Source organism: Streptomyces sp. NPDC054796 (genome assembly GCF_053611545.1).
This window is the reverse complement of sequence record NZ_JBSHAO010000044.1, coordinates 1-20925: the sequence shown is the minus strand read 5'-3', so window position 1 is coordinate 20925 and position 20925 is coordinate 1. Positions and strand designations below refer to the sequence as shown.

Sequence of the window (20925 nt, the reverse complement as noted above, 5' to 3'; positions counted from 1 at the left end):
GTCGGCTCACTTCTCACTGCGCCGGGCCGCGCGAAAGTGTCACACCACCTGTTCAGGGGGTGGGGGTGGTGCTCGTCACAGGGGTTTCCTCGTCGGCGCCCGAGCCCGCTTCCGAGCCCGCTTCCTTCCCGGTGTCCGCGCCGTTGTCCGGGCCCGCGAGGGAGCCGTCGTCGCCCGGTGCGCTCGGCATGGAGCCGCCCGACCCGCCTGAGCCGTCACCTTCGTCGCCGTCGGAGCCGCTCGAGCCCCCCGAACCGCTGGAGCCGCCGTCCTCGGAGTCCCCGCCGGAGTTGCCGCCGCTCGAGCCGCCGCTCGAACCGCTGCTGCCCGAGCCACTGCTCGAACTGTTGCTGCCCGAGTTGCCCGAACCGCTGTTGGAGCCCGAGCCGAACCCGTACTTCGCGCAGAACTTCTGCACCGTCGCGGCGCCCCCGGCCGCGCGCTCCAGCGTCCTGCGGTCGTCGGCCGGGAGCTTGTTCCCGCTGTACGCCTCGCACAGTTCCCGGGCCATCGCCTTCTTGTCGGCGGAGGAGCCCTGCCCCCGGCCGTCCCACTTCTGATCCCGCTGCGAGCCCTCACGGCCCGCCGAGTCCGTCGAGCCGTGGCGGCCCGCGCTCTCGTCGTTCCTGCCGGAGTCCGCGCTCTCGTCGCCCGGGGAGGCCGAGCGGTCCTTGTCACCGTGGCCGCCGTCCGCGTCCCGGTCGTGCCCCCGCCTCTCGTCCGGCGCCGCGCTCTCGCCGCCCTGCGCCGCATCGCCGTCGGAGCCCGTCGGGCTGATCAGGGGCGACACGCTGGACGCCGGGGTTCCGCCGTCGCCGAACGGCATGTGCAGCACGCCCGTTCCGGCCGCCACCGCGACCCCGCCCAGCGCGCATCCGGCCACCGCCACCGCGAAGCCGGCGCGCAGTGGTCTCCCCGCCAGGCCCCCCATCGGGGTGCGGCGGGCCGCCATGCGGCCCCGTCCCCTGCCGGGTCTGCCGCGCGGCGCGACGCCCGCCGCGCCCACGGCGCCAGGGGTGCCAGGGACGCCACCGGGCAGGCCCGGCGCGCCGTGCGGCTGCGCGGCGGGGCTCCCGGCTCCGGTTCCGTTTCCTTCGCCGACGCCGTCGGCGCCGTCCCCGGCGCCCGGCACGCCGACCGAGCCGCTGCGCAGCACCCCGGCGTACGCGGAACGGAAGGCGTCCAGCGCCGCGGCCTCCCCGGGGAGTTCGCCGGGCCGGGCCGCGGGGGACGGCGCGTATTCGGCGGCAAGTGCTTCGAGCGCCGCCGCCAGCGTGTCGGCCGGTTCGGCGGAGGGCGCCGAGGCCGGATCGGTCCTGGTAGCGCCCGCGATGTCCGCTCCGTCGCGCGCGGCGCTACGCGCATCGACCGGCATGCCACGGAGCAGGCGCTCCGCGGCTTCTCCGTCCAGCCACTTGTACCGGTCGTCCGCCATCACGTTTCCCTCAGCGTTCGCGAGGCTTTATGCGTCACACCGCGCGCCATGTCCCGCTGCGCCGCACCCCGCCCCTCCTGGGGTTCTTCGGAGGGCTCGTCCAGCCATTCCGCGAGCTTCCGCAAGCCCCGGTGCGCCGCCGTACGGACCGCGCCGGGCCGCTTGCCCAGCACCTCAGCCGCGCTCTTCGCGTCCAGCCCCACGACCACCCTCAGCACCACGGCCTCGGCCTGGTCGTGCGGCAACCGGGAGATGAGGGCCATCGTCCGGTTCGTGCCCAGCGCCTCCAGCGCCTCGTCCGCCGTGTCGGCGCCGCCCGGCAGCACGGCCAGTTCGCTCTCGTCCCCGCCGACGGCGGGGCGGCGGCCCCGCATCCTGATGTGGTCCAGGGCGCGGTTCCTGGCTATTCGCGCGGCCCAGCCGCGGAAGCGGTCGGCGTCGCCACGGAAGCGGGAGAGGTCCCTGGCTATCTGGAGCCACGCCTCGGACGCGACGTCCTCGGCGTCCGGGTCGGAGACCAGCGTCCGCACATAGCCGAGCAGCCGCGGGTGCACCGCGCGGTACACAGTACGGAAGGCGCCCTCGTCGCCCTCCTGTGCCGCGCGCACGGCGGCGGTCAGCTCCGCGTCGTCCCCCTGCACGCTCGTGTCTCGCCCCACTCCGCGATGTCGCGACGGATCTGGCCGCGCCCCTGGTCGGGCGCTTCTCCCACCGTGTCTCCGGTGTCCTTACGGTGCATCGACCAACGTCGATGCGATGCAGCACGCTAAGGCCAAGTGTGCGCCCTCGTCCATGCCGGACCAGCGGGTAGGGCACCGCGTAACAGAATGCGCGGCCGAGGCGCTGAGGAGAGTACGGGCCCACCCTGGCGTGGTGTGCCCGTACTCGACGGCGGCCGGGGTCTCTCCTGTGGGGGGTGGCGACCCCGGTCGTCTTCGCATTTTGGCCGCTCTGGCCCGGGGCGATGTGCGGCGTCCGTGACCAATGCGTGACCAACCGGCCAGACGCCTGATGTGCCTGAGCCGAGCTGCCCCGGCCTCGGCCCCTTCTGGAGCCCGAGTGCTCGGAGAGATCGACGGTCGAACACTGGGAGCGCTTCCAGATTCCGGACTTCAGCGGCCCCTCATCTCCGGGTAGCGGGCGGTCGCGCGTCAACCCTTGACAGGTCTCATCAGCGCACACACTCTGACTAAGCCAGCGGTGAGTCGCTTCCCGCGATTTGGGAGCGCTCCCAAATTCTTCGGAACGGCCGCGCCACCCGCGCCCGGAGCACCCACCGCAGCTCGGCGCCGTCGCACCCTCATGCCGCGGACCCAGGACGAAAACCCCCGCGGCACCTCCCTCCACGAATGAGGTTCACCGATGCGCACACTCGTACGCGGGTTAGTGGCAGCGCTCTTAGCACTGCCACTGCTCCTGGCCTCGTCGCCCTCCGCCTCCGCGCAGGCCGCGCCCAGCCCGCTCGCCATGACCAGTGGCTTCTACGTCGACCCGAATTCCAGCCCCGCGGCCTGGTCGGCCGCCAACCCCGGCGACGGGCGGGCCGCGGCGATCCGCGGTTCCATCGCCAACACCCCCATGGCCCGCTGGTTCGGCTCCTGGAGCGGCGACATCGGCTCCGCCGTCAACTCCTATGCCGGTGGCGCCCAGGCCGCCGACAAGCTGCCGATCCTCGTCGCCTACAACATGTACGGCCGCGACGCCTGCGGCGGGCACTCCGGCGGCGGAGCCGCCTCACCGGCCGAGTACAACAGGTGGATCGACGCCTTCGCCCGTGCTCTCGGCAACCGTCCGGCCGTCGTCGTGCTCGAACCCGACGCCCTCGGCGACTACAGCTGCATGACCCCGCAACAGATCAACGAGCGGCAGACCATGCTCTCCAGCGCCCTCGCGCAGTTCCGGTCCACGGCGCCGAACGCCTGGGTCTATCTCGACGCGGGCAACCCCAGCTGGGTCAGTGCCGCGACCATGGCCGAGCGTCTCCACGCCGCCGGTCTCAGCAACGCCAGGGGCTTCTCCCTCAACGTCTCGAACTACATCGGCACCTCCGAGAACGTGTCCTACGCCAACAGCGTCAACCAGGCGCTCGGCCAGCGTCACGGTTACAGCAAGCCGTTCGTCGTGGACACCAGCCGCAACGGCAACGGCTCCAACGGCGAATGGTGCAACCCCGGCGGCCGCAAGATCGGCACGCCCACCCAGCAGGGAGGCGGCGCCGAGATGCTGCTGTGGATCAAGACTCCTGGGGAATCCGACGGCAACTGCGGCGTCGGACCGGGCTCCACAGCCGGGCAGTTCCTGCCGGAGGTCGCCTACAAGATGATCTACGGCTACTGACATCCGACGCGCACCGTCCGTCGGCGCCAAGGCCAGCCGCTCTGGCGCCGACGGCTCGTGTGACCGCTCCCCGCGCCCTCGCGGGCACAGCGGATCAGCAGCAAGGGCTCACGTCAGCGCCCCGGAAGTCCGCCGGGGCCACGCTGATCTCTCCCGAATTCCCCGAGGGGAGCAGGGAGATCTCCCCTGAGGGCTGCAACGCCGAGACCTCTGTCGAGGGCGCTGGGCCCGATTCCGCCGAAGCGGATACCGGCGCCAGGGCCAGGGCCGCCAAGCCGAAGCGGATACCGGCTCCAACCTGCACGATGCGCGTCTTCATGTGCTCGCTCCTTTGCGATTCCCCGTCGGCCTGTCGAGCGACGATCGGGGAGAACGAACCCTGTATCACCGGGTTTGGGAGAACCTGGAACGAACCTTGAATGTGCTGGCCGAAGGCCAACGGCGGCGCTGATGGACGCGGCGGGAGCCCGGCACCGGGACGGGCACCCCGCTGGCGCTCGTCGTAGAGCTGTTGCAGCAGCCCCGGAATTTCGGGCGAGTGCTGGAGCAGGTACGGCAACTCGTCGATCACCAGGAGCGGGTGCGGTGAGCGGGCGGTCACATCGAGGGCGCTGGACAGGACCTCACGCCAGTCGGTCAGCCGCAGACTCCCCGGCCGCAGGCCGGTGTGGGCCGCGACCGCGTCGCTGAACCGCTGGATCGCGGGCAGCCGCCCCTCCTCCCTGACCGCTGTGACGTACAGGCCGCCGACCCGCTCGGACAGACCCCGTAGAAGGCATGACTTCCCGTGTCGCCACCGCCCCGACACGATGCCGAGCCTCATCGCCGGGTCCGGATCGGTGAGGAACTCCGCGAGCAGATCCCACTCCCGGTCCCGGCCGACCACGTCGTCCGGCTTGGCCAGCAGGCTCTTCGTCACTCGGACCGTCCCACCAACGTGATGTGGGGCCGCTGCGGCGCCGGTCAGAGCCGGTCCAGGGCGTGGGCCACCAGTTCGCGGGCGTAGGCGGCGTCCAGTCCGTCGGGGCGGAAGAGGATGCGGTACATGATCGGGGCCACGATGTCGTCCAGCATCAGCTCCGTGTCCGGCACCCGCTCACCGCGCCGGGCCGCGCGGTCCAGCACCGTGTCGATCTGTTCGGCCGCGTAGGCGGAGCACTGGCCCGCGTTGGTGCCGTCCGGGTCTCCGAGGAGCGCGTCCCTGATGTAGGCGCGCCCGGACGGGGAGGCCATCTCGTCGAGGAACTGTTCCGCCCAGGCGTCGAGGTCGTCCCGGAGGCTGCCGAGGTCGGCGGGGTCCGTCTCAGGGCGCAACCGCTCGACCGCGACGTCGGAGAGGAGTTCCTGAAGGTCCCCCCAGCGGCGGTAGACGGTGGACGGTGTCACGCCCGCGCGGGCCGCGACCATGGGGACGGTGAGGGCGTCACGGCCCACTTCGCCGAGAAGCTCACGGACCGCGGCGTGGACGGCTTCCTGCACGCGTGCGCTGCGCCCGCCGGGGCGAGTCATGGACTTGCGGCTCATGCGCCCACCTTAATGCGAATCCATTGCGTCTAGCGGCCCGGTGCGGCCCGGTGGGCGGGCTGCGCCACCCACCAGCCCGCGCCCGTCACGCCGCGACCGGGGCCAGAGCCCCGAGGCCGACGGAGGACCTCTCGTAGGCCCGGCCCACCCGGAGTGCCGTCGTGTCGTGGAAGGCGCGGGCCATGAGCTGCATGCCGATCGGCAGCCCGGCCCGGTCGTGGCCGACCGGCAGGGTGAGGGACGGTACGCCGGTGATGTTGGCCGGGGCCGAGAGGCGGACGTAGCTGTCGGAGACGGCCTCGGTCGTGCCGTCGGGCCACTCGACCGTTTCCTGGCCCGCCGCCGCGGCGGTCATCGGCACCGTCGGCGCGGCGAGGACGTCGATCCCGTCGAACATGCGCGCCCAGGCGTCGCGCATCATGGTGCGGGCCCGCTGCGCGCGGAGGTAGTCGCCCGCCGAGGTGAGTTCGCCTGCTTCCAGGAGGATGCGGACGTCCGGCGCGTACAGGTCTGCGGCGGCCCGCAGCGACCGCTCGTGGTACGCGGTGGCCTCGGGCACCATCAGCCCCCACTGCACGGCCTGGACGTAGCGCGCCATCGGGATCTCGACGTCGACGAGCGTCGCCCCGAGTTCCGCCAGCCGCCCGATCGCCCGGCGTACGGCTTCCTCCACCTCGGGGGCGACCCGCTCGAAGTAGTGGTTGCGGGGCACCCCGACCCGCAGCCCCTTGAGGTCGTCGAGGCCGCCGAGGCCATCTCCGTCGGCGAGGTCCACCGAGGGAGCCCGCACGACGCTCGCCGGGTCGCGCGGGTCGTGACCGGCCGTCGCCGCGAGGACCAGTGCCGCGTCCTCGACGGTGCGGGTGAGCGGGCCCACGTGGTCCAGGGACCAGGACAGCGAGGTCACGCCGGAGCGCGGGACGAGGCCGTACGTCGGCTTGAGGCCCACCACGCCGTTCAGCGCCGCCGGGACCCGGATGGAGCCGCCCGTGTCCGTGCCCATGGCGAAGGTGGCCCCGCCCGCGGCGACGGCGACCGCCGAACCGCCGCTCGACCCTCCCGCGACCCGGCTGTGGTCCCAGGCGTTGCGCGTCTGCGGCGTGGTCAGGCCGTAGGCGAACTCGTGCGTGTGCGTCTTGCCCAGCAGGACGGCACCGGCGGCGGCGAGCCGTTCGGCGACCGCGCTGTCGCGCTCCGCAACATGTCCGGCCCGGACGTCCGAACTCGCCGTAGTGGGAAGCCCTTCGGCGTCGATCAGGTCCTTCAGCCCCATGGGGATCCCGTGCAGCGGCCCGCGCGGGCCGCCCCGCGCGATCTCCCGTTCGGCGCGGGCTGCGGCGGCGCGTGCCGCGTCGGCGGCGACGGTGACGTAGGCGCCGAGCCGTTCTTCGACCGCGCCGATGCGGTCCAGCACGGACGCGGTGAGTTCGACGGGGGACAGCTCGCGTGCGCGCAGTGCCCTGGACGCTTCGGTGAGCGACAGCTCAAACGGTCGCATCGGCGTGCTCCTGTCCGTGTCCGGCCCGGTAGGAGGCCGCGGGCGCGATGTCGCCGAAGTCCAGCTCGCGCAGCGTGGTGATGACGGAGTGGATGTGGTTGGCCGTCATGGCCACCCCTTCGTGGCGGTCGCCCCCGAGGGGGAGCCCGGCCCGGAGCGCCACTCGGGCCGCCTCCTGGGGAGTGAGTTCGCTGGTCATGGTGCCCCTTCCAAGCCAAAAGCTAATCGTTTGCTTTAGCTGACAGTAGGGCCTACGGTGGCTTAACGCAAACCAATAGCTTTTAGCCACCTCGACCCAGGAGGAACCCTCCATGCACACGACACCCCCCGCCCCCGCCTGGACCGTGGGCGACCTCACCGTCCACCGCGTCGACGAGGTCGCCCTGCCCCCGCAGACCGGCCCGTGGCTGCTCCCGGAAGCGACCGCCGACCTCGTGACCGGAACCCCCTGGCTGCACCCCGACTTCGCCGACGAACAGGGCGTCCTGCGCCTTGCGAGCCACAGCTTCGCCTTCGAGACGGACGGCATGCGCGTGCTGGTCGACACGGGCATCGGCAACGGGAAGCGGCGCGCCAACCCCGCCTGGCACAACCTGGACAGCGACTACACGTCTCGGCTCCGCGCCACGGGCTTCGCGCCGGAGAGCGTGGACCTCGTCGTCCTGACCCACCTCCACGCCGACCACGTCGGTTGGAACACGCGGGCCGAAGGCGGCGACTGGGTGCCCACCTTCCCGAACGCGCGCTACGTCACCACCCGTACCGAATGGGACTACTGGGCCGGTGTCGAGATGGAGGAGGCGCGCCGCCAGATGTTCCGCGACTCGGTGCACCCGGTACGGGAAGCGGGCCTGTTCGACCTCGTCGACGTCGCGGACGGGGGCATGGGCGGGGGCACGGACATCGCCCCGGGCGTCCGCCTGCTGCCCACGCCGGGGCACACACCGGGCCAGGTGGCCGTCCGCCTCAGCAGCCGGGGCGAGAGCGCGCTGATCACAGGGGACAGCATCCACCACCCGGTCCAGATGTCGCACCCGGCGCTGTGCAGCTGCGTGGACATCGCGCCCGACGTCGCCGTCAGGACCCGGAACGAACTGCTCGGCTCGCTCGCCGGTACGCCGACGCTCCTGCTCGGCAGCCACTTCGCGGCGCCGACCGCGGGACACGTGCGACGCGAGGCGGGCGCGTACCGGCTGATCCCGGCCGCGCCCGCCTCCACGTCCACGGTGACCCCCACCGTCACACCCGTCAGCTAGCCACCCGCTCCGAGAGCGCCTTGAACTCCGCCCAGCTCAGCTTCGGCTTCTCCGGGTTCCACAGCTTCTGCGACGTCGCCGCCAGCGGCGCCTTGACGGCCTTGGCGATCTGGTCCGTCGACTGCGCGTCGGCGATGTCGCACCACACGGCGAAGCGCCCGCCCAGAATCCGGTCGGGGCCCGCCAGCGACGAGGGCACCGCCTTCTTGCCGCGCAGCACGGCGGGCGTCCACTCCTCGTAGATCCGCTCGCCCGTCGGATACGTGAAGTCGTTCGGCTCGCCCAGGACGTAGTAGAGGTACTCGTCGTTGAGGTTGACGAGCTTCCAGCCCTCCTTCAGGTACTCCACGGGCTCGCGGGCGCCGATCTCCTTGCCCGTCCAGTACGTCACCTGGCGGTCCTTGTCCGCGTGCACGCTGCCGCCCTTGTGGATGCCGTCGTTCCACACCTGCGGGGTCTTCCCCGCCTTGCGCAGGGTGTCGGCGCGGTCGTTCAGCCAGGCCGTCGCCAGGTCCTGGACGTCGGCGTCGCGTCCGTACTTCTTGCGCGCGGCCGAGGCCAGCCGGGGGTACGAGGCGGCCGGGTCCTTCACCGTCAGGGCGCGGTACTCGTCGCCGCCGAGGTGCGCGTACGTGCCGGGGAAGAGCTTGGCGTACTCGCGCAGCAGATCGTCGACGATCTTCGCCGCCTTCGGGTCCGAGATGTCCACGGCGCCCCTGGTCGCCTGGCCGGAGGCGTTCTTGAGCTGGAGGCCAGGGTGCGCCTTGATGACCGCGCCGAGGTGGCCCGGCGAGTCGATCTCGGGGACGACCTCGATGTGCCGGGCCTTGGCCAGCTCGATGATGCGGCGGAGCTGGTCCTTGGTCAGATGCGGCTCGGAGACCACCTCGGGGTGGGACTCGCTCTCGACGCGGAACGCCTGGTCGTCCGAGAGGTGGAGCTGGAGCTGGTTGAGCTTGAAGTCGCCCATCTCCTTGATCCGCCGCTCGATCCACTCCGCGTCGAAGTGCTTGCGGGCGATGTCGAGCATGAAGCCGCGCTGGGCGCGGTCGGGCCGGTCCTTGACCACGCCGTCCGAGAAACGCCCCTTGTCGCGGACGGTCTGGAGCAGCGTGCGGGTCCCGTAGAAGACCCCGGCGTCCGAGGCGCCCGTGATGGTCACCTTGCCGTCGCGACTGTTGAGGACATACGCCTCGCGCCCGGCCTTCTTCGCCTCCGAGCCCTTGTCCAGGCCCAGCTCGATGTCCCCGGTGCGGGCCTTCTCCCCGCCCTTGCCGTAGCCCTTCCCGTAGGGCACCTTCATCTCACCGGCCAGCAGCCTGGCCTCGTCGGCGACGGTTTCGTCGCGGGCCACGACCCGGGTGCCGTCGGCCGGCTCCCAGCCGGGGCCGCGCACGGCCTTCCACTCGCGCACGGCCGGAACGGCGGAGGGCGCCGGGCCGATCTTGGCGGGAGCCGTGGGCGAGGGGGCGTCGGACGTGGGCGACGACGACGATGTCCGATGGTCCCCCGCACTGCTCGCGGAGCCGCCCGGCTCGTCACCGCCGCCGGAGCAGGCGCTCAGCGTGAGCACGGCGCAGGCGCTCGCGCCGAGCACGGCCCGTGAAGCCCGCGAAGCCCTCGGCGCCCTCGGCGCCTTCGACGCTCTCGAAACAGCCAGCTTTTTTGGCCACATACGTCCCATACCGATACGGTATGGCCCCTTTCCTGCCTGTCGTCGTCAGTCATGCGTGACAATCCGGTCCCGTACGGGTGAAATTCGCGCATCCGTCGGACCGTTGATCACACTCGTCGCTACGGTGACGGCCAATCTCCCACCACTGCTGTATCCGACGTCACATCCGAGCCACCCCGGATGCGTGGACCATGGTGTCCCCGCACCACCCCGTCCCGCCCCGTTACGAGGAGCCATGCGCCTGACGCCCGAGCGAAGCGAGCACGAGCCCCGGTCCGCCGGGCCGAAGCTGGCATGGCTCAACACGGTCCCCGCGGCCGAGGCGGAGGAGGTGCTGCTGCGCTGCTGCGGCAGCCGCAGGTGGGCGGCACGTGTCGCGGCGCACCGCCCGTACCCGGACCACGAGGCGCTGCTCGCCGCCTCCGACGAGGCGTGCTACGACCTCACCTTCGCCGACCTCGCCGAGGCGCTGGCCGAGGAGACGGCGCACCATCCGCTCAGCGACCAGCCCGGGACGCTGGCCGCGCACATGGCCCTGCGCGCCGCGCACGCGGCGTACGAGAGCAGGTTCGGACACGCGTTCCTCGTGTGCCTCGACGGGTACGCGGCCGAGGAGCGGATGGACCAGGCGCTGGCCTCGGTGCGGGTGCGGCTGGGGAACGAGGTGGAGCGGGAGTGGGACGTGACAGCGGACGAACTCCGCGCCCTCACCCGCGCCCGCCTCACCCACCTCCTCGCCTGACGGTCGCTGCGCTGTGCGGTTCGACATTTCACGGGGGTGTTGCGCGGGACGGTTCGCCGGTGTGGTGCGCACTGTAGGGTCCCGCGCCAATTTTTGTGCCCCTGCCCGGCGCGGGCGGCGATGTGGCTTGGCGCCGTGTTCGGCTGCCTGGCCGGTGGCTACGGCGCGGCATATGGACCGGTAGTACGCGGCTGGCGCCGCGTGATTCATGGCTCGGACCGTGGATATGGGGCCCGTGTGTGGTGGGGGACGGCGCCGCGCCGGGGCGTCTCCTCGGGCGTAAAGGTATGTTCCTCGACTTTCCGCCGGTGACTTGCTCGCCCTGCGGGGACACCCCGCCACACCACCTCCCGCCCGGTGGCCAACCCTCGGCCGAAGGCCGCTCCCGGTCACGACAGAAGCCGGGAGCGGGTGTGCACGAGAGAAGCCCAGTCGGGCGGCAGTGGGCCACCGGCGGGACGGGGACGCGGTGGGGTGTCCCCGCAGGTCGAGAAAGTCACCGGCCGAAAGCCGAAAGCGAGACCTTCACGCCGAGGAGACACCCCACCGCGGCACCGGACACCCCGCACCCACGCGCCCACAACCCCAACGGGAACCCGGAATCACGCGGCGCCAGCCGCAACGCACCGCAACCACACGCCGCGCCGAAGCCACCCACCCGCACCCGGCCCCGCACCGCAGGGCGACGGCACGCCAAATGTTGTGGGCAAACGTCCCGCAAGGCGGGACGGGTGGGCACAACCCGTGCCACCGGCCCCCAACACGCGAACGAACCCCCAAGAGGCACCAGGGCAGGCGCACCCTTGCAGGAGGGAAGAACCCCGTGTGACCTTCACCTCCAACCCCGTGAAGGGGAGCCACACGGACTGGGCCGTCCGTGCCTGATTGATCACACCACCGCACCCGGCACCAGCGTGCCGACAAAGCGTCGCTACGATGGCCGCGGCCGGTGGACCGTACCCGGCCGGGCCGACCGACACCGAAGCCGGCAGGCCCCGATATCCGCTCCCGGAGGGTTTTTCCGTGCCGGCTGGAACGCTGTACCGCGGCCGGGAAGGAATGTGGTCATGGGTGGCTCATCGAGTCACCGGCGTCCTCATCTTCTTCTTCCTGTTCGTGCACGTCCTGGACACCGCGCTCGTCCGCGTCTCGCCAGAGGCGTACGACGACACTGTCGCGATCTACAAGACTCCGCTCGTCAATCTGATGGAGTACGGCCTCGTGGCCGCCATCCTCTTCCACGCGCTCAACGGCCTGCGGGTCATCGCCGTGGACTTCTGGTCGAAGGGCGCGAGGTACCAGAAGCAGATGCTGTGGACCGTGATGGGGATCTGGCTCGTCCTCATGGTCGGCGCCTTCTACCCCGTCCTTCAGCACACGCTGCGTTCGCTGTTCGGGAGCTGATGCATGATGTCGACCGAGACCGCCAACGCCAAGGCCACCGCCGAGGCCACCGGAGAGGGCCAGGGCACCGAGGGTGTCCGCCTCTACGACGTGGACAACCCGGCTCCCTACATCGAGCCCCCTCGCGCCCGTACCGCGAAGACGCCCAAGGCGTCGAAGACCAACTTCGAGATGTACGGATGGCTGTTCATGCGGCTGTCCGGGATCGTGCTCGTGGTGCTGGTCATCGGGCACCTGCTGATCCAGCTCGTGCTGGACGGCGGCGTCAGCAAGATCGGCTTCGCGTTCGTCGCGGGCCGCTGGGCCTCCCCGTTCTGGCAGATCTGGGACCTGGCCATGCTGTGGCTCGCCATGCTGCACGGCGCGAACGGCCTGCGCACCGTCATCAACGACTACGCGGAGCGGGACAACACCCGCTTCTGGCTGAAGATGCTGCTGTACACCGCCACGGTGTTCACCGTCCTGCTGGGCACGCTGGTGATCTTCACCTTCGACCCGAACATTCGCTGACGTGGCTGACGTAACGGGCAGACGTAACGGGCTGAGGCTGAGGTAACCCCCATGAAGATTCACAAGTACGACACCGTCATCGTCGGCGCCGGCGGCGCGGGCATGCGCGCGGCCATCGAGTCGACCAAGCGCAGCCGCACCGCCGTGCTGACGAAGCTCTACCCGACCCGCTCCCACACCGGCGCGGCGCAGGGCGGCATGGCCGCTGCCCTGGCCAACGTCGAGGAGGACAACTGGGAGTGGCACACCTTCGACACGATCAAGGGCGGCGACTACCTGGTCGACCAGGACGCCGCCGAGATCCTGGCGAAGGAGGCCATCGACTCGGTCCTCGACCTGGAGAAGATGGGCCTGCCCTTCAACCGCACCCCGCAGGGCAAGATCGACCAGCGGCGGTTCGGCGGGCACTCGCGCAACCACGGCGAGGCCCCGGTGCGCCGGTCCTGCTACGCCGCCGACCGCACAGGGCACATGATCCTTCAGACGCTGTACCAGAACTGCGTGAAGGAGGGCGTGGAGTTCTACAACGAGTTCTACGTCCTGGACCTGCTGCTCAACGATGTCGACGGGGTCAAGAAGACCGCGGGCGTCGTCGCGTACGAGCTGGCCACCGGCGAGATCCACGTCTTCCAGGCCAAGGCGGTCGTCTTCGCCTCGGGCGGCAACGGCAAGTTCTTCAAGGTCACCTCCAACGCCCACACCCTCACCGGTGACGGGCAGGCGGCGGCCTTCCGGCGCGGGCTGCCGCTGGAGGACATGGAGTTCTTCCAGTTCCACCCGACCGGCATCTACAAGATGGGCATCCTGCTCACGGAGGGCGCCCGCGGTGAGGGCGGCATCCTCCGCAACAAGGACGGCGAGCGCTTCATGGAGAAGTACGCGCCGGTCATGAAGGACCTCGCCTCGCGCGATGTCGTCTCCCGCTCGATCTACACCGAGATCCGGGAGGGACGCGGCTGCGGCCCCGACGCCGACCACGTCTACCTGGACCTCACCCACCTGCCGCCGGAGCAGCTCGACGCCAAGCTCCCGGACATCACCGAGTTCGCGCGGACGTACCTGGGCATCGAGCCGTACACCGACCCGGTGCCGATCCAGCCGACCGCGCACTACGCGATGGGCGGCATCCCGACGAACGTCCAGGGCGAGGCGCTGCTCGACAACACCACGGTGGTGCCGGGCCTGTACGCGGCGGGCGAGGTCGCCTGCGTGTCCGTGCACGGCGCGAACCGCCTGGGCACCAACTCGCTGCTGGACATCAACGTCTTCGGGCGGCGGGCCGGTATCGCGGCCGCCGAGTACGCGGCGACGGCGGACTTCGTCGAGCTGCCGGAGAACCCGACGGCGTTCGTCGAGGGCGAGGTCGAGAACCTGCGGGACGCGACCGGCAACGAGCGGGTCACCGAGATCCGCAAGGCGCTCCAGGAGTGCATGGACAAGAACGTCATGGTCTTCCGCACGGAGCAGACGCTGAAGGAAGCGGTCGAGGAGATCGCGGCGCTGCGCAAGCGCTACCGCAACATCAGCGTCCAGGACAAGGGCAAGCGGTTCAACACCGACCTGCTGGAGGCCCTTGAGCTGGGCAACCTGCTCGATCTGGCCGAGGTCACGGCGACGTCCGCGCTGGCCCGCAAGGAGTCCCGCGGCGGTCACTACCGCGAGGACTACCCGAACCGTGACGACGTCAACTTCATGCGCCACACGATGGCGTACCGCGAGGTGGGCGACGACGGCACCGAGTCGATCCGGCTGGACTACAAGCCGGTCGTGCAGACCCGCTACCAGCCGATGGAGCGTAAGTACTGATGAGCACCGCTGTCATGGACAAGGCCGAGGCGGACGACAAGGCCGTCGCCTCGCACCTGATCACGGTCACCTTCCGGATCCGCCGGTTCAACTCGGAGGTCTCGGACGAGTCCCGGTGGGAAGACTTCGCCGTGGACGTGGACCCGAAGGACCGTGTCCTCGACGTCCTGCACAAGATCAAGTGGGAGATCGACGGGACGCTCACGTTCCGCCGCTCCTGCGCGCACGGCATCTGCGGTTCGGACGCCATGCGCATCAACGGCCGTAACCGGCTGGCGTGCAAGACGCTGATCAAGGACATCAACCCCGAGAAGCCGATCACGATCGAGGCCATCAAGGGCCTCACGGTCCTCAAGGACCTCGTGGTCGACATGGACCCGTTCTTCCAGGCGTACCGGGACGTCATGCCGTTCCTGGTCACCACGGGGAACGAGCCGACGCGCGAGCGCCTCCAGTCCGCCGAGGACCGCGAGCGCTTCGACGACACCACCAAGTGCATCCTGTGCGCCGCGTGCACGTCCTCGTGCCCGGTGTTCTGGAACGACGGGCAGTACTTCGGCCCGGCGGCGATCGTCAACGCGCACCGCTTCATCTTCGACTCGCGCGACGAGGCCGGGGAGCAGCGGCTGGAGATCCTCAACGACCGTGACGGTGTGTGGCGCTGCCGCACCACCTTCAACTGCACGGACGCCTGCCCGCGCGGCATCGAGGTCACCAAGGCGATCCAGGAGGTCAAGAAGGCGCTGATCACCCGGCGCTTCTGAGCCCCGCGCCCGGCCGGACCGACGGCCGGAGCTGGGCACGCACCTCTCGACGAGGCCCGGCGAGGCCCCTCCCGCACCTTCGCGGGAGGGGCCTCGCGCGTGTCCGGGCCCGTACCCGTCTCCGTCGTCGCACAATGCGCGCCCTGTTCACACCGTGAGGCGTCAACTCCCGTTCGCGGCGCGCGAATTGAGGGCACCCTCTCTACGCGCCGGGCGACACCGACGCCCTGCCCGGTGCACCTCGCACCACTCATCTGCCACCCCACCGCAGAAGGAGTACGCGTGAGACACACAGGACATCACCGCCGTGCGGCAGCCGGGGCCCTGGTCGCCGTCGGCGCCCTGCTCGGGCTCGTCGTGCAGACCGTTCCGGCGGGCGCCGAGACGGGCGGCGCGGGCCCCGTCGGCTCCGGGAGCACGGCGCGCGAGGACACGGCACGCTTCTGGACCCCGGAGCGGATGCGGGAGGCCGAGCCCCTGGACCTGCTCGGGCCCGGCGGCGGCTCCGGTTCCGGGACGGGTACGGGCTCTCCGGAGAGGGCCGTCCCCAGGGGCCCGGAGCTGAAGGTCCCCGGCGAGCGCGCCGAGCGACGCGCGGCAGGCCCCCTGGCCTTCCCCGAGGGCGGCGGCCCGTGGACGGGCGGCGGCGCGGTGGAGCAGACCTCGGGCCGCGTCTTCTTCACCTACCAGGGCCGCACGGCCTCCTGCTCGGGCAACGCGGTGACCAGCGAGAACGACAGCACGGTGATCACCGCGGGCCACTGCGTCAAGCTGGACGGCGCCTGGCACACCGACTGGGTGTTCGTCCCCGGCTACCACGACGGACAGGCCCCCTACGGCAAGTGGACGGCCGCCGAGACGCTGACCACCCCGCAGTGGGAGGCCAGTGAGGACATCAACTACGACGTGGGCGCGGCCGTCGTCGCACCCCTGGACGGGCAGCGGCTGACCGACGTCGTCGGCGCCCAGGGCCTGGCGTTCAACACCGGCTACAACAAGGACATGTACGCGTTCGGCTTCCCCGCAGCGGCGCCGTACGACGGTGAGCAGTTGATCTACTGCTCCGGCACGGCCTTCCGCGACTTCCTGCTCTCGGACGACCACGGCCTCGGCTGCGACATGACGGGCGGCTCCAGCGGCGGCCCGTGGTTCACGGAGTTCGACGAGACGGCGGGCACGGGGCTCCAGTCCTCCGTCAACAGCTTCGGCTACACGTTCCTCCCCGGCACGATGTTCGGCCCCTACTTCGGCGCCGACGCGCAGAACCTCTACGAGACGGCGCAGACGACGCAGCCGGGTTAGGCCGACTGCCGCCGCACAGCCCCACCCCCCACAGAGCCCGGCGACGGCCACGCCCGTCGCCGGGCTCCGGCGCGATGCGACGCGCGCCGGGCCCGTCCGTCCCGTCCCGGCCCGCCGTCATCCCTCCCCGCCCGCCTCGGCCTCGTACATGACGCGGCGCAGCAGACCGGACAGCGTGCGCCGTTCCTCCTCGCTGAGGGCGCCCAGCAGCCGGTACTCCTCGTGCCCGACGGTGCCCATGGCACCCAGCCAGGCGGCGCGCCCCTCCTCCGTCAGCTCGACGTCGACCCGGCGGCGGTCCGTGGACGAGGGCGTACGGCGCACATAGCCGCGCCGTTCCAGCGCGTCGAGGCGGCCCGTGATGGAGGCGGGGGCCATGTCGAGATCGGCGGCCAGCGCCGAGGGGGTGGCCCGGCCCTCGCGGCCCGCGAGCGCCTGGAGCGTGTCGTACTCGTACTGCTGGAGCCCGTAGTCGGAGAGCCCGCGCTCCTTGACGCGGCGCAGATGCTTGGTGAAGCGGTACATGCGGGTGGCCGCGCCCTCGATGTCGGGGTCGAGGGGGAGGACGGGCGACCAGCGCGCGATGTGCCCGTCCGTCCAGTCCCGCACCGCGGGATCCGTCTCCCTCCGGTCAAGGCTGTCGTCGTCCGGCTTGCGCGTGGCACCCATGCGCCGATCGTACGTCCGCCCACCGTGATACTTCGTTGACGAATACTTCGGTGCCGAAATACATTCCGGCCATGCCGCACCCCGAACACACCCAGAGCCTCCAGCGCCCCCGACACCCTTTGCGCACCCGCGACTTCCGGCTGCTCTTCCTCGGCCGCTCCCTCACCCTGCTCGGCGACGCCGTCATCCCGGCCGCGCTCGCCCTCGCCGTGCTGCGCGCCACGGGTTCGGCGTCCGCGCTCGCCCTCGTCCTGGCCTGCGCGATGGTGCCGAAGCTGGTGCTGCTGCCGCTCGGCGGGGTGGTCGCCGACCGGGTCGGCGCCCGCCGGGTCGCGCTCGTCACCGACGTGGTGCGCTGCGCGTCTCAGCTCTTCGTCGGCGTCCAGTTACTGGGCGGGGACCCCTCGCTCGCCCTCATCGCGGGCGCCGAGGCGGCGGGCGGCGCGGCCTCGGCCTTCTCCGTCCCCACCCTCTCGCCGCTGATCACCGGAACCGTCGCCAAGGAGGGCAGGGCGCGCGCCAACGGGCTGCTGGGCACGGCGGAGAGCGCCGCGCGGCTGGGCGGCCCCGCGCTGGCGGGGCTGACCATCTGGGCAGCGGGCCCCGGCTGGGCGTTCCTCCTGGACGCGGCCACCTTCGCCGTCAGTGCGGTCACGCTGCTGCTCGTCCGCGTGCGCCAGGTGGCGCTGCCGAAGCGGTCGCTGCGCGCCGACCTGGCCGAGGGCTGGGCCGAGGTGCGCGGACGCGACTGGTACTGGAGCAGCCTCGTCGTCCACGCCATATGGAACTTCACCGCCAGCGTGCTGATGACCCTCGGCCCGGCGCTCGCCGTCGAGGAGCTGGGCGGGGAGGGCGTCTGGATCGCGGTGCTCCAGGCGGGGGCCGTCGGCCTGCTCGTCGGCTCGCTGATCGCGGCCCGTGCGCACCCGCGCCGCCCGGTGCTGGCAGCCAACCTGGCCGGGCTGCTCTACGTCCTCCCGCTCGCGCTCTTCGCCGTCCCGGCCCCGGCGCCCGTGGTGGTGGGCGCGTACGCGCTGGCCATGGCCGGGCTCGGCTTCCTCAACCCGCTCTGGCGCACGACGGTGCAGAACGCCGTGCCCGAGCGCGTCCTGGCCCGCGTCACGTCCTACGACTGGCTCGTCTCCCTGGGCGCCATGCCGCTCGGATACGCCCTCGCCCCGCTCGCCGCCGACGCCTGGGGCACGGGCACCCCGCTCGCGGCCTCGGCGGCGCTGGTGGGGGCGGCCTGTCTCGCGACGGCCGCCGTTCCCGGGGTGCGGCGCTTCACGGTGCCCAAGTCGCCGTCGCCGAGCGGGACATGACCCGCACACGGCGTCAGGGAAGGAGATCGGGGAATCGGAGAATCAGGGCGCCGGGCCGTCACGCTCCGGCGTTCTCGCGGGAGCCGGGGCCCGCGTCGCCCGCGAAGGCCGCGTGCGCTGTGAGGGTGCGCGGGACGCGCAGGGACGGAGTGGTGAGGTACAGCTCGCGCAGATCGGCGAAGCCGCCATCGGCCATGATCCGGGCCGCCTCGTCGAGCACCGTCAGCTCCTCGTCGTCGGGCGCGGAGGCGGGCTCGCTGTCACCCACGCCCCACGTGTCCCAGGGCAGCACCTCGGCCCTGTTGAGCGCCGCGAGATCCCGTACGACGTTGGCGCGCACCGTCCACAGTCCGGTGAGCCCGAGGACGCTGACCCCGAACGTGGCCGGATCGGCCGCCCCCGTACGGCACAGGCGCCAGGCCTCGCCCGCGACGAGGAAGCGGTCACGGGGCACGTCCAGCGGGTCAAAGTCCAGCTCGTACCCCTTCTCCGCGCGGTCCGGGACCACCTGCGGATCGCAGAGGGTCCAGCCGTGCTCCGGGTGCGCGTACTCGGTGACCCAGTGGTCGTCGTGGAAGCCGGGCGCGAAGTAGGTGGCGTAGCCGCAGCGCACGCGCGCGGGCGTACCCGAGTGCCGCAGCAGGGCGCAGTGCAGGAGCGCGAAGTCCCGGCAGGTGCCCGCGAAACGGTCGGCGGGGCGGCGCGGGGCCGTCGGCCGTACGCCGCCGAGCCCGGCCACGATCTCCAGGATGCCGTCGACGCAGCGGGCCTCCTCCTCCGCACGGTGACGCGAGTCGGGGAGGGCGCAGCCGAAGCTGCCCGTCTCCTCACGATGCATGAGCAACCGCCGCACGAGCAGCGCCAGTTCGTCCGGTCCCGTGGGGAGTTGCGCCAGCTTGTCCGCCATGGCACCGGGCTCGTCCTGGACGCTCTGCGTCAGATAGAAGTCACGCTCTGCGGGCAGCATGGAGGCCAGAGTGACGGAAAATCGGTTCGATTTCCACCCGGGGGTCGTTCGCGGTGGCACCCGGTGCATGCGTAGGGTGCGGCGGATGGGACGTAAGCGGAACGTACGGGCAGCCGTCGCGGCACCCGTGGCACTGGCCGTTCTCGCCGGTGCGGCGGCGTGCTCCGGCGGCGACGGTGCTTCGGCACCCCAGAAGAAGACGTCGCGGGACGGCGTGCAGGTCAAGGTGAGCGACCCCGTCACGACGGCCGACAAGGCCGTGGAGATCAAGGTCACAGGGCTGGAACCCGGCCAGCGGGTCACCGTCGCCGCCGACGCGAAGGACCAGCGCGACGCGTCCTGGGCGGCACGCGGTGCCTATACGGCCGACGGCGACGGCGTACTCGACCTCGGCGAGCGGGCGCCGCAGGGCGGCAAGCCGTACGAGGGCGCGGACAGCATGGGCCTGCTGAGCAGCATGCTGCCGCGGAACGGCACCGTGAAGAAGATGATCGGCAGCGGCAAGGCGTTCTCCTACCACCCCGCCACCCCCGACAAGCAGTCCGGCTACCAGGTCCGGCTGACCGTCGCCGAGCGCGGCAAGAACGGCGGCGAGGGCAAGAAGCTGGCCACCAGGGTGCTCACCCGGCAGTGGCTGCACGGCGACGTCGAGCACCGGAAGCTGACCGTCGACGAGGACGGTGTCGACGGCGAGCTGTACTCGCCCGCGCGCGGCAAGGGCGAGAAGCGGAAGGCGCCCGTGCTCGTCTTCGGCGGCTCCGAGGGCGGCAACGCGGGCGAATACGCGGCGGCGCTGCTGGCCGCGCACGGCCATCCGACGCTGTCCCTCTGCTACTTCCGCTGCGGCGAGGACTCGGGGCGCCCCGACGCGCTCAACAAGATCGACCTCGACTACTTCACCCGCGCCATGAAGACGCTGAACAAGCAGCCCTCCGCCGACCCCGACAAGCTGGCCGTGATGGGCAACTCGCGCGGCAGCGAGGTCGCCCAGTTGCTCGGGCAGCGACGTCCCGAACTGGTGCGGGACGTCATCGCGTACGCGCCCTCGTCCAAGGTCAACGGGCCCTATCTGGCGGGCGCGGACGCGTATGCGGCGTGGCTCGACGACGGGGAGAAGATCCCGGCCGGGCCGATTCCGCTGGACCGGGTGCGGGGCACGGTGCTCGCGGTGGCGGGCGACAACGACAAGATGTGGGGCTCGGCCGCCTCGGCCCGCGACATCGCCTCCCAGCACAACGCCTCGGGCGAACCCCACCAGCAGGTCACCTACAAGGGCGCGGGCCACCACGTGAACTGGTTCCCCTACGGCCAGCCCGGCCAGGAGGGCGGCCAGGACGGCCAGGTCACCTCCACCGCCAAGGCGGACCAACACGCCCGCGAATCCAGCTGGCCCCGCATCCTGAAACTCCTCGCCAATTGAAACGCAGGGTTCCCCCTTCACGGGGTCAAGGTTGACCGCCTCACGGGGTGCCCGCTCGCCATGCGGAACGCCTGCCCACAACAAGGGTGGTGGGCCGCCGCCGTCGGATTCCCGTGACAGAGCTGGGCCCGTACCGCCAGGTGCGGGCACACAGCATGGCAACAAGCTCAGGGGGCACCGACCGTTAGTTGGCCGCGACCGGGAGGGGACGTGGTGGGGTGTCCCCGCAAGTGGTGGCGACGAGTGCCGGAGGAAACCCGACAACGAGACCCGCACTTGTCGCCGCCCGAGGAG

At 71.5% G+C, this 20925-nt stretch carries 18 protein-coding genes and 1 pseudogene; 10 read left to right on the top strand and 9 right to left on the bottom strand.

Annotated features, from left to right (window positions below; translation table 11 throughout):
* Positions 1 to 52: 52 nt before the first annotated feature.
* Both ACWGJ2_RS29375 and ACWGJ2_RS29370 read right to left on the bottom strand, forming a co-directional pair.
* Positions 53 to 1435 carry a hypothetical protein gene (locus ACWGJ2_RS29375; protein WP_453349293.1) on the bottom strand — a complete coding sequence of 461 codons (1383 nt, stop codon included), beginning with the start codon at positions 1433 to 1435 and terminating at the stop codon, positions 53 to 55.
* Positions 1435 to 2076, bottom strand: coding sequence for an RNA polymerase sigma factor (locus ACWGJ2_RS29370; RefSeq protein WP_453349341.1), 642 nt, complete (start codon positions 2074 to 2076; stop codon positions 1435 to 1437). Before ACWGJ2_RS29370 ends, ACWGJ2_RS29375 begins: the two co-directional genes overlap by 1 nt.
* Positions 2077 to 2797: 721 nt before the next feature.
* Between ACWGJ2_RS29370 and ACWGJ2_RS29365 the strand changes: the two genes are divergently transcribed.
* Complete coding sequence (locus ACWGJ2_RS29365; protein WP_453349292.1) at positions 2798 to 3772, top strand: glycoside hydrolase family 6 protein; 975 nt, start codon at positions 2798 to 2800, stop codon at positions 3770 to 3772.
* Positions 3773 to 4226: 454 nt separating this feature from the next.
* On the opposite strand, the pseudogene ACWGJ2_RS29360 reads toward ACWGJ2_RS29365, so the two are convergent.
* From ACWGJ2_RS29360 to ACWGJ2_RS29345, 4 genes and pseudogenes are all read right to left on the bottom strand, one after another.
* Positions 4227 to 4691: pseudogene (locus ACWGJ2_RS29360) on the bottom strand (ATP-binding protein); the annotation flags it as partial.
* Positions 4692 to 4735: 44 nt separating this feature from the next.
* The gene (locus ACWGJ2_RS29355; protein ID WP_453349291.1) at positions 4736 to 5296 is read right to left on the bottom strand and encodes a TetR/AcrR family transcriptional regulator; all 561 of its coding nucleotides are present in this window, start codon (positions 5294 to 5296) and stop codon (positions 4736 to 4738) included.
* A gap of 85 nt (positions 5297 to 5381) precedes the next feature.
* Positions 5382 to 6794 (bottom strand): amidase, encoded by a 1413-nt coding sequence (locus ACWGJ2_RS29350; protein ID WP_453349290.1) that lies wholly within the window; start codon positions 6792 to 6794, stop codon positions 5382 to 5384.
* On the bottom strand, positions 6781 to 6993 hold the full coding sequence (locus ACWGJ2_RS29345) for a hypothetical protein (protein ID WP_453349289.1): 213 nt from the start codon (positions 6991 to 6993) through the stop codon (positions 6781 to 6783). The genes ACWGJ2_RS29350 and ACWGJ2_RS29345 overlap by 14 nt, the downstream gene beginning before the upstream one ends.
* Positions 6994 to 7105: 112 nt before the next feature.
* Here ACWGJ2_RS29345 and ACWGJ2_RS29340 point away from each other — a divergent pair, with 112 nt between their 5' ends.
* The gene (locus tag ACWGJ2_RS29340; protein ID WP_453349288.1) at positions 7106 to 8050 is read left to right on the top strand and encodes an MBL fold metallo-hydrolase; all 945 of its coding nucleotides are present in this window, start codon (positions 7106 to 7108) and stop codon (positions 8048 to 8050) included.
* Here the strand turns inward: ACWGJ2_RS29340 and ACWGJ2_RS29335 are convergent.
* Positions 8043 to 9725, bottom strand: a complete 1683-nt coding sequence (locus ACWGJ2_RS29335) for a family 20 glycosylhydrolase (protein WP_453349340.1) — start codon at positions 9723 to 9725, stop codon at positions 8043 to 8045. The two genes, ACWGJ2_RS29340 and ACWGJ2_RS29335, sit on opposite strands and share 8 nt — an antisense overlap.
* A 235-nt stretch (positions 9726 to 9960) precedes the next feature.
* Here ACWGJ2_RS29335 and ACWGJ2_RS29330 point away from each other — a divergent pair, with 235 nt between their 5' ends.
* The 6 genes from ACWGJ2_RS29330 to ACWGJ2_RS29305 all read left to right on the top strand — a co-directional run bounded on the left by ACWGJ2_RS29330 (position 9961) and on the right by ACWGJ2_RS29305 (position 16253).
* Positions 9961 to 10467 carry a 2-oxo-4-hydroxy-4-carboxy-5-ureidoimidazoline decarboxylase gene (locus ACWGJ2_RS29330; protein WP_453349287.1) on the top strand — a complete coding sequence of 169 codons (507 nt, stop codon included), beginning with the start codon at positions 9961 to 9963 and terminating at the stop codon, positions 10465 to 10467.
* A 1023-nt stretch (positions 10468 to 11490) separates the two neighbouring features.
* Positions 11491 to 11871, top strand: coding sequence for a succinate dehydrogenase, cytochrome b556 subunit (gene sdhC / locus ACWGJ2_RS29325; RefSeq protein WP_453349286.1), 381 nt, complete (start codon positions 11491 to 11493; stop codon positions 11869 to 11871).
* 6 nt (positions 11872 to 11877) lie between these two features.
* Positions 11878 to 12381, top strand: coding sequence for a succinate dehydrogenase hydrophobic membrane anchor subunit (locus ACWGJ2_RS29320; protein ID WP_453349339.1), 504 nt, complete (start codon positions 11878 to 11880; stop codon positions 12379 to 12381).
* Positions 12382 to 12432: 51 nt separating this feature from the next.
* The gene (gene sdhA / locus ACWGJ2_RS29315; protein ID WP_453349285.1) at positions 12433 to 14187 is read left to right on the top strand and encodes a succinate dehydrogenase flavoprotein subunit; all 1755 of its coding nucleotides are present in this window, start codon (positions 12433 to 12435) and stop codon (positions 14185 to 14187) included.
* Positions 14187 to 14951, top strand: coding sequence for a succinate dehydrogenase iron-sulfur subunit (locus tag ACWGJ2_RS29310; protein ID WP_453349284.1), 765 nt, complete (start codon positions 14187 to 14189; stop codon positions 14949 to 14951). Before sdhA ends, ACWGJ2_RS29310 begins: the two co-directional genes overlap by 1 nt.
* Positions 14952 to 15233: 282 nt before the next feature.
* Positions 15234 to 16253, top strand: a complete 1020-nt coding sequence (locus ACWGJ2_RS29305; protein ID WP_453349283.1) for a trypsin-like serine peptidase — start codon at positions 15234 to 15236, stop codon at positions 16251 to 16253.
* A 117-nt stretch (positions 16254 to 16370) separates the two neighbouring features.
* Here the strand turns inward: ACWGJ2_RS29305 and ACWGJ2_RS29300 are convergent, their stop codons facing one another.
* A complete protein-coding gene (locus tag ACWGJ2_RS29300) occupies positions 16371 to 16922 on the bottom strand; it encodes a MarR family winged helix-turn-helix transcriptional regulator (RefSeq protein WP_453349282.1) in 552 nt (183 codons plus the stop codon).
* 71 nt (positions 16923 to 16993) lie between these two features.
* Here ACWGJ2_RS29300 and ACWGJ2_RS29295 point away from each other — a divergent pair, with 71 nt between their 5' ends.
* A complete protein-coding gene (locus ACWGJ2_RS29295; protein WP_453349281.1) occupies positions 16994 to 18244 on the top strand; it encodes an MFS transporter in 1251 nt (416 codons plus the stop codon).
* A gap of 58 nt (positions 18245 to 18302) precedes the next feature.
* Here ACWGJ2_RS29295 and ACWGJ2_RS29290 read toward each other — a convergent pair whose 3' ends face one another.
* Positions 18303 to 19211, bottom strand: a complete 909-nt coding sequence (locus tag ACWGJ2_RS29290) for a transglutaminase-like domain-containing protein (RefSeq protein WP_453349280.1) — start codon at positions 19209 to 19211, stop codon at positions 18303 to 18305.
* A gap of 85 nt (positions 19212 to 19296) precedes the next feature.
* Here ACWGJ2_RS29290 and ACWGJ2_RS29285 point away from each other — a divergent pair, with 85 nt between their 5' ends.
* Positions 19297 to 20631 (top strand): acyl-CoA thioesterase/bile acid-CoA:amino acid N-acyltransferase family protein, encoded by a 1335-nt coding sequence (locus ACWGJ2_RS29285; RefSeq protein ID WP_453349279.1) that lies wholly within the window; start codon positions 19297 to 19299, stop codon positions 20629 to 20631.
* Positions 20632 to 20925 lie beyond the last annotated feature (294 nt).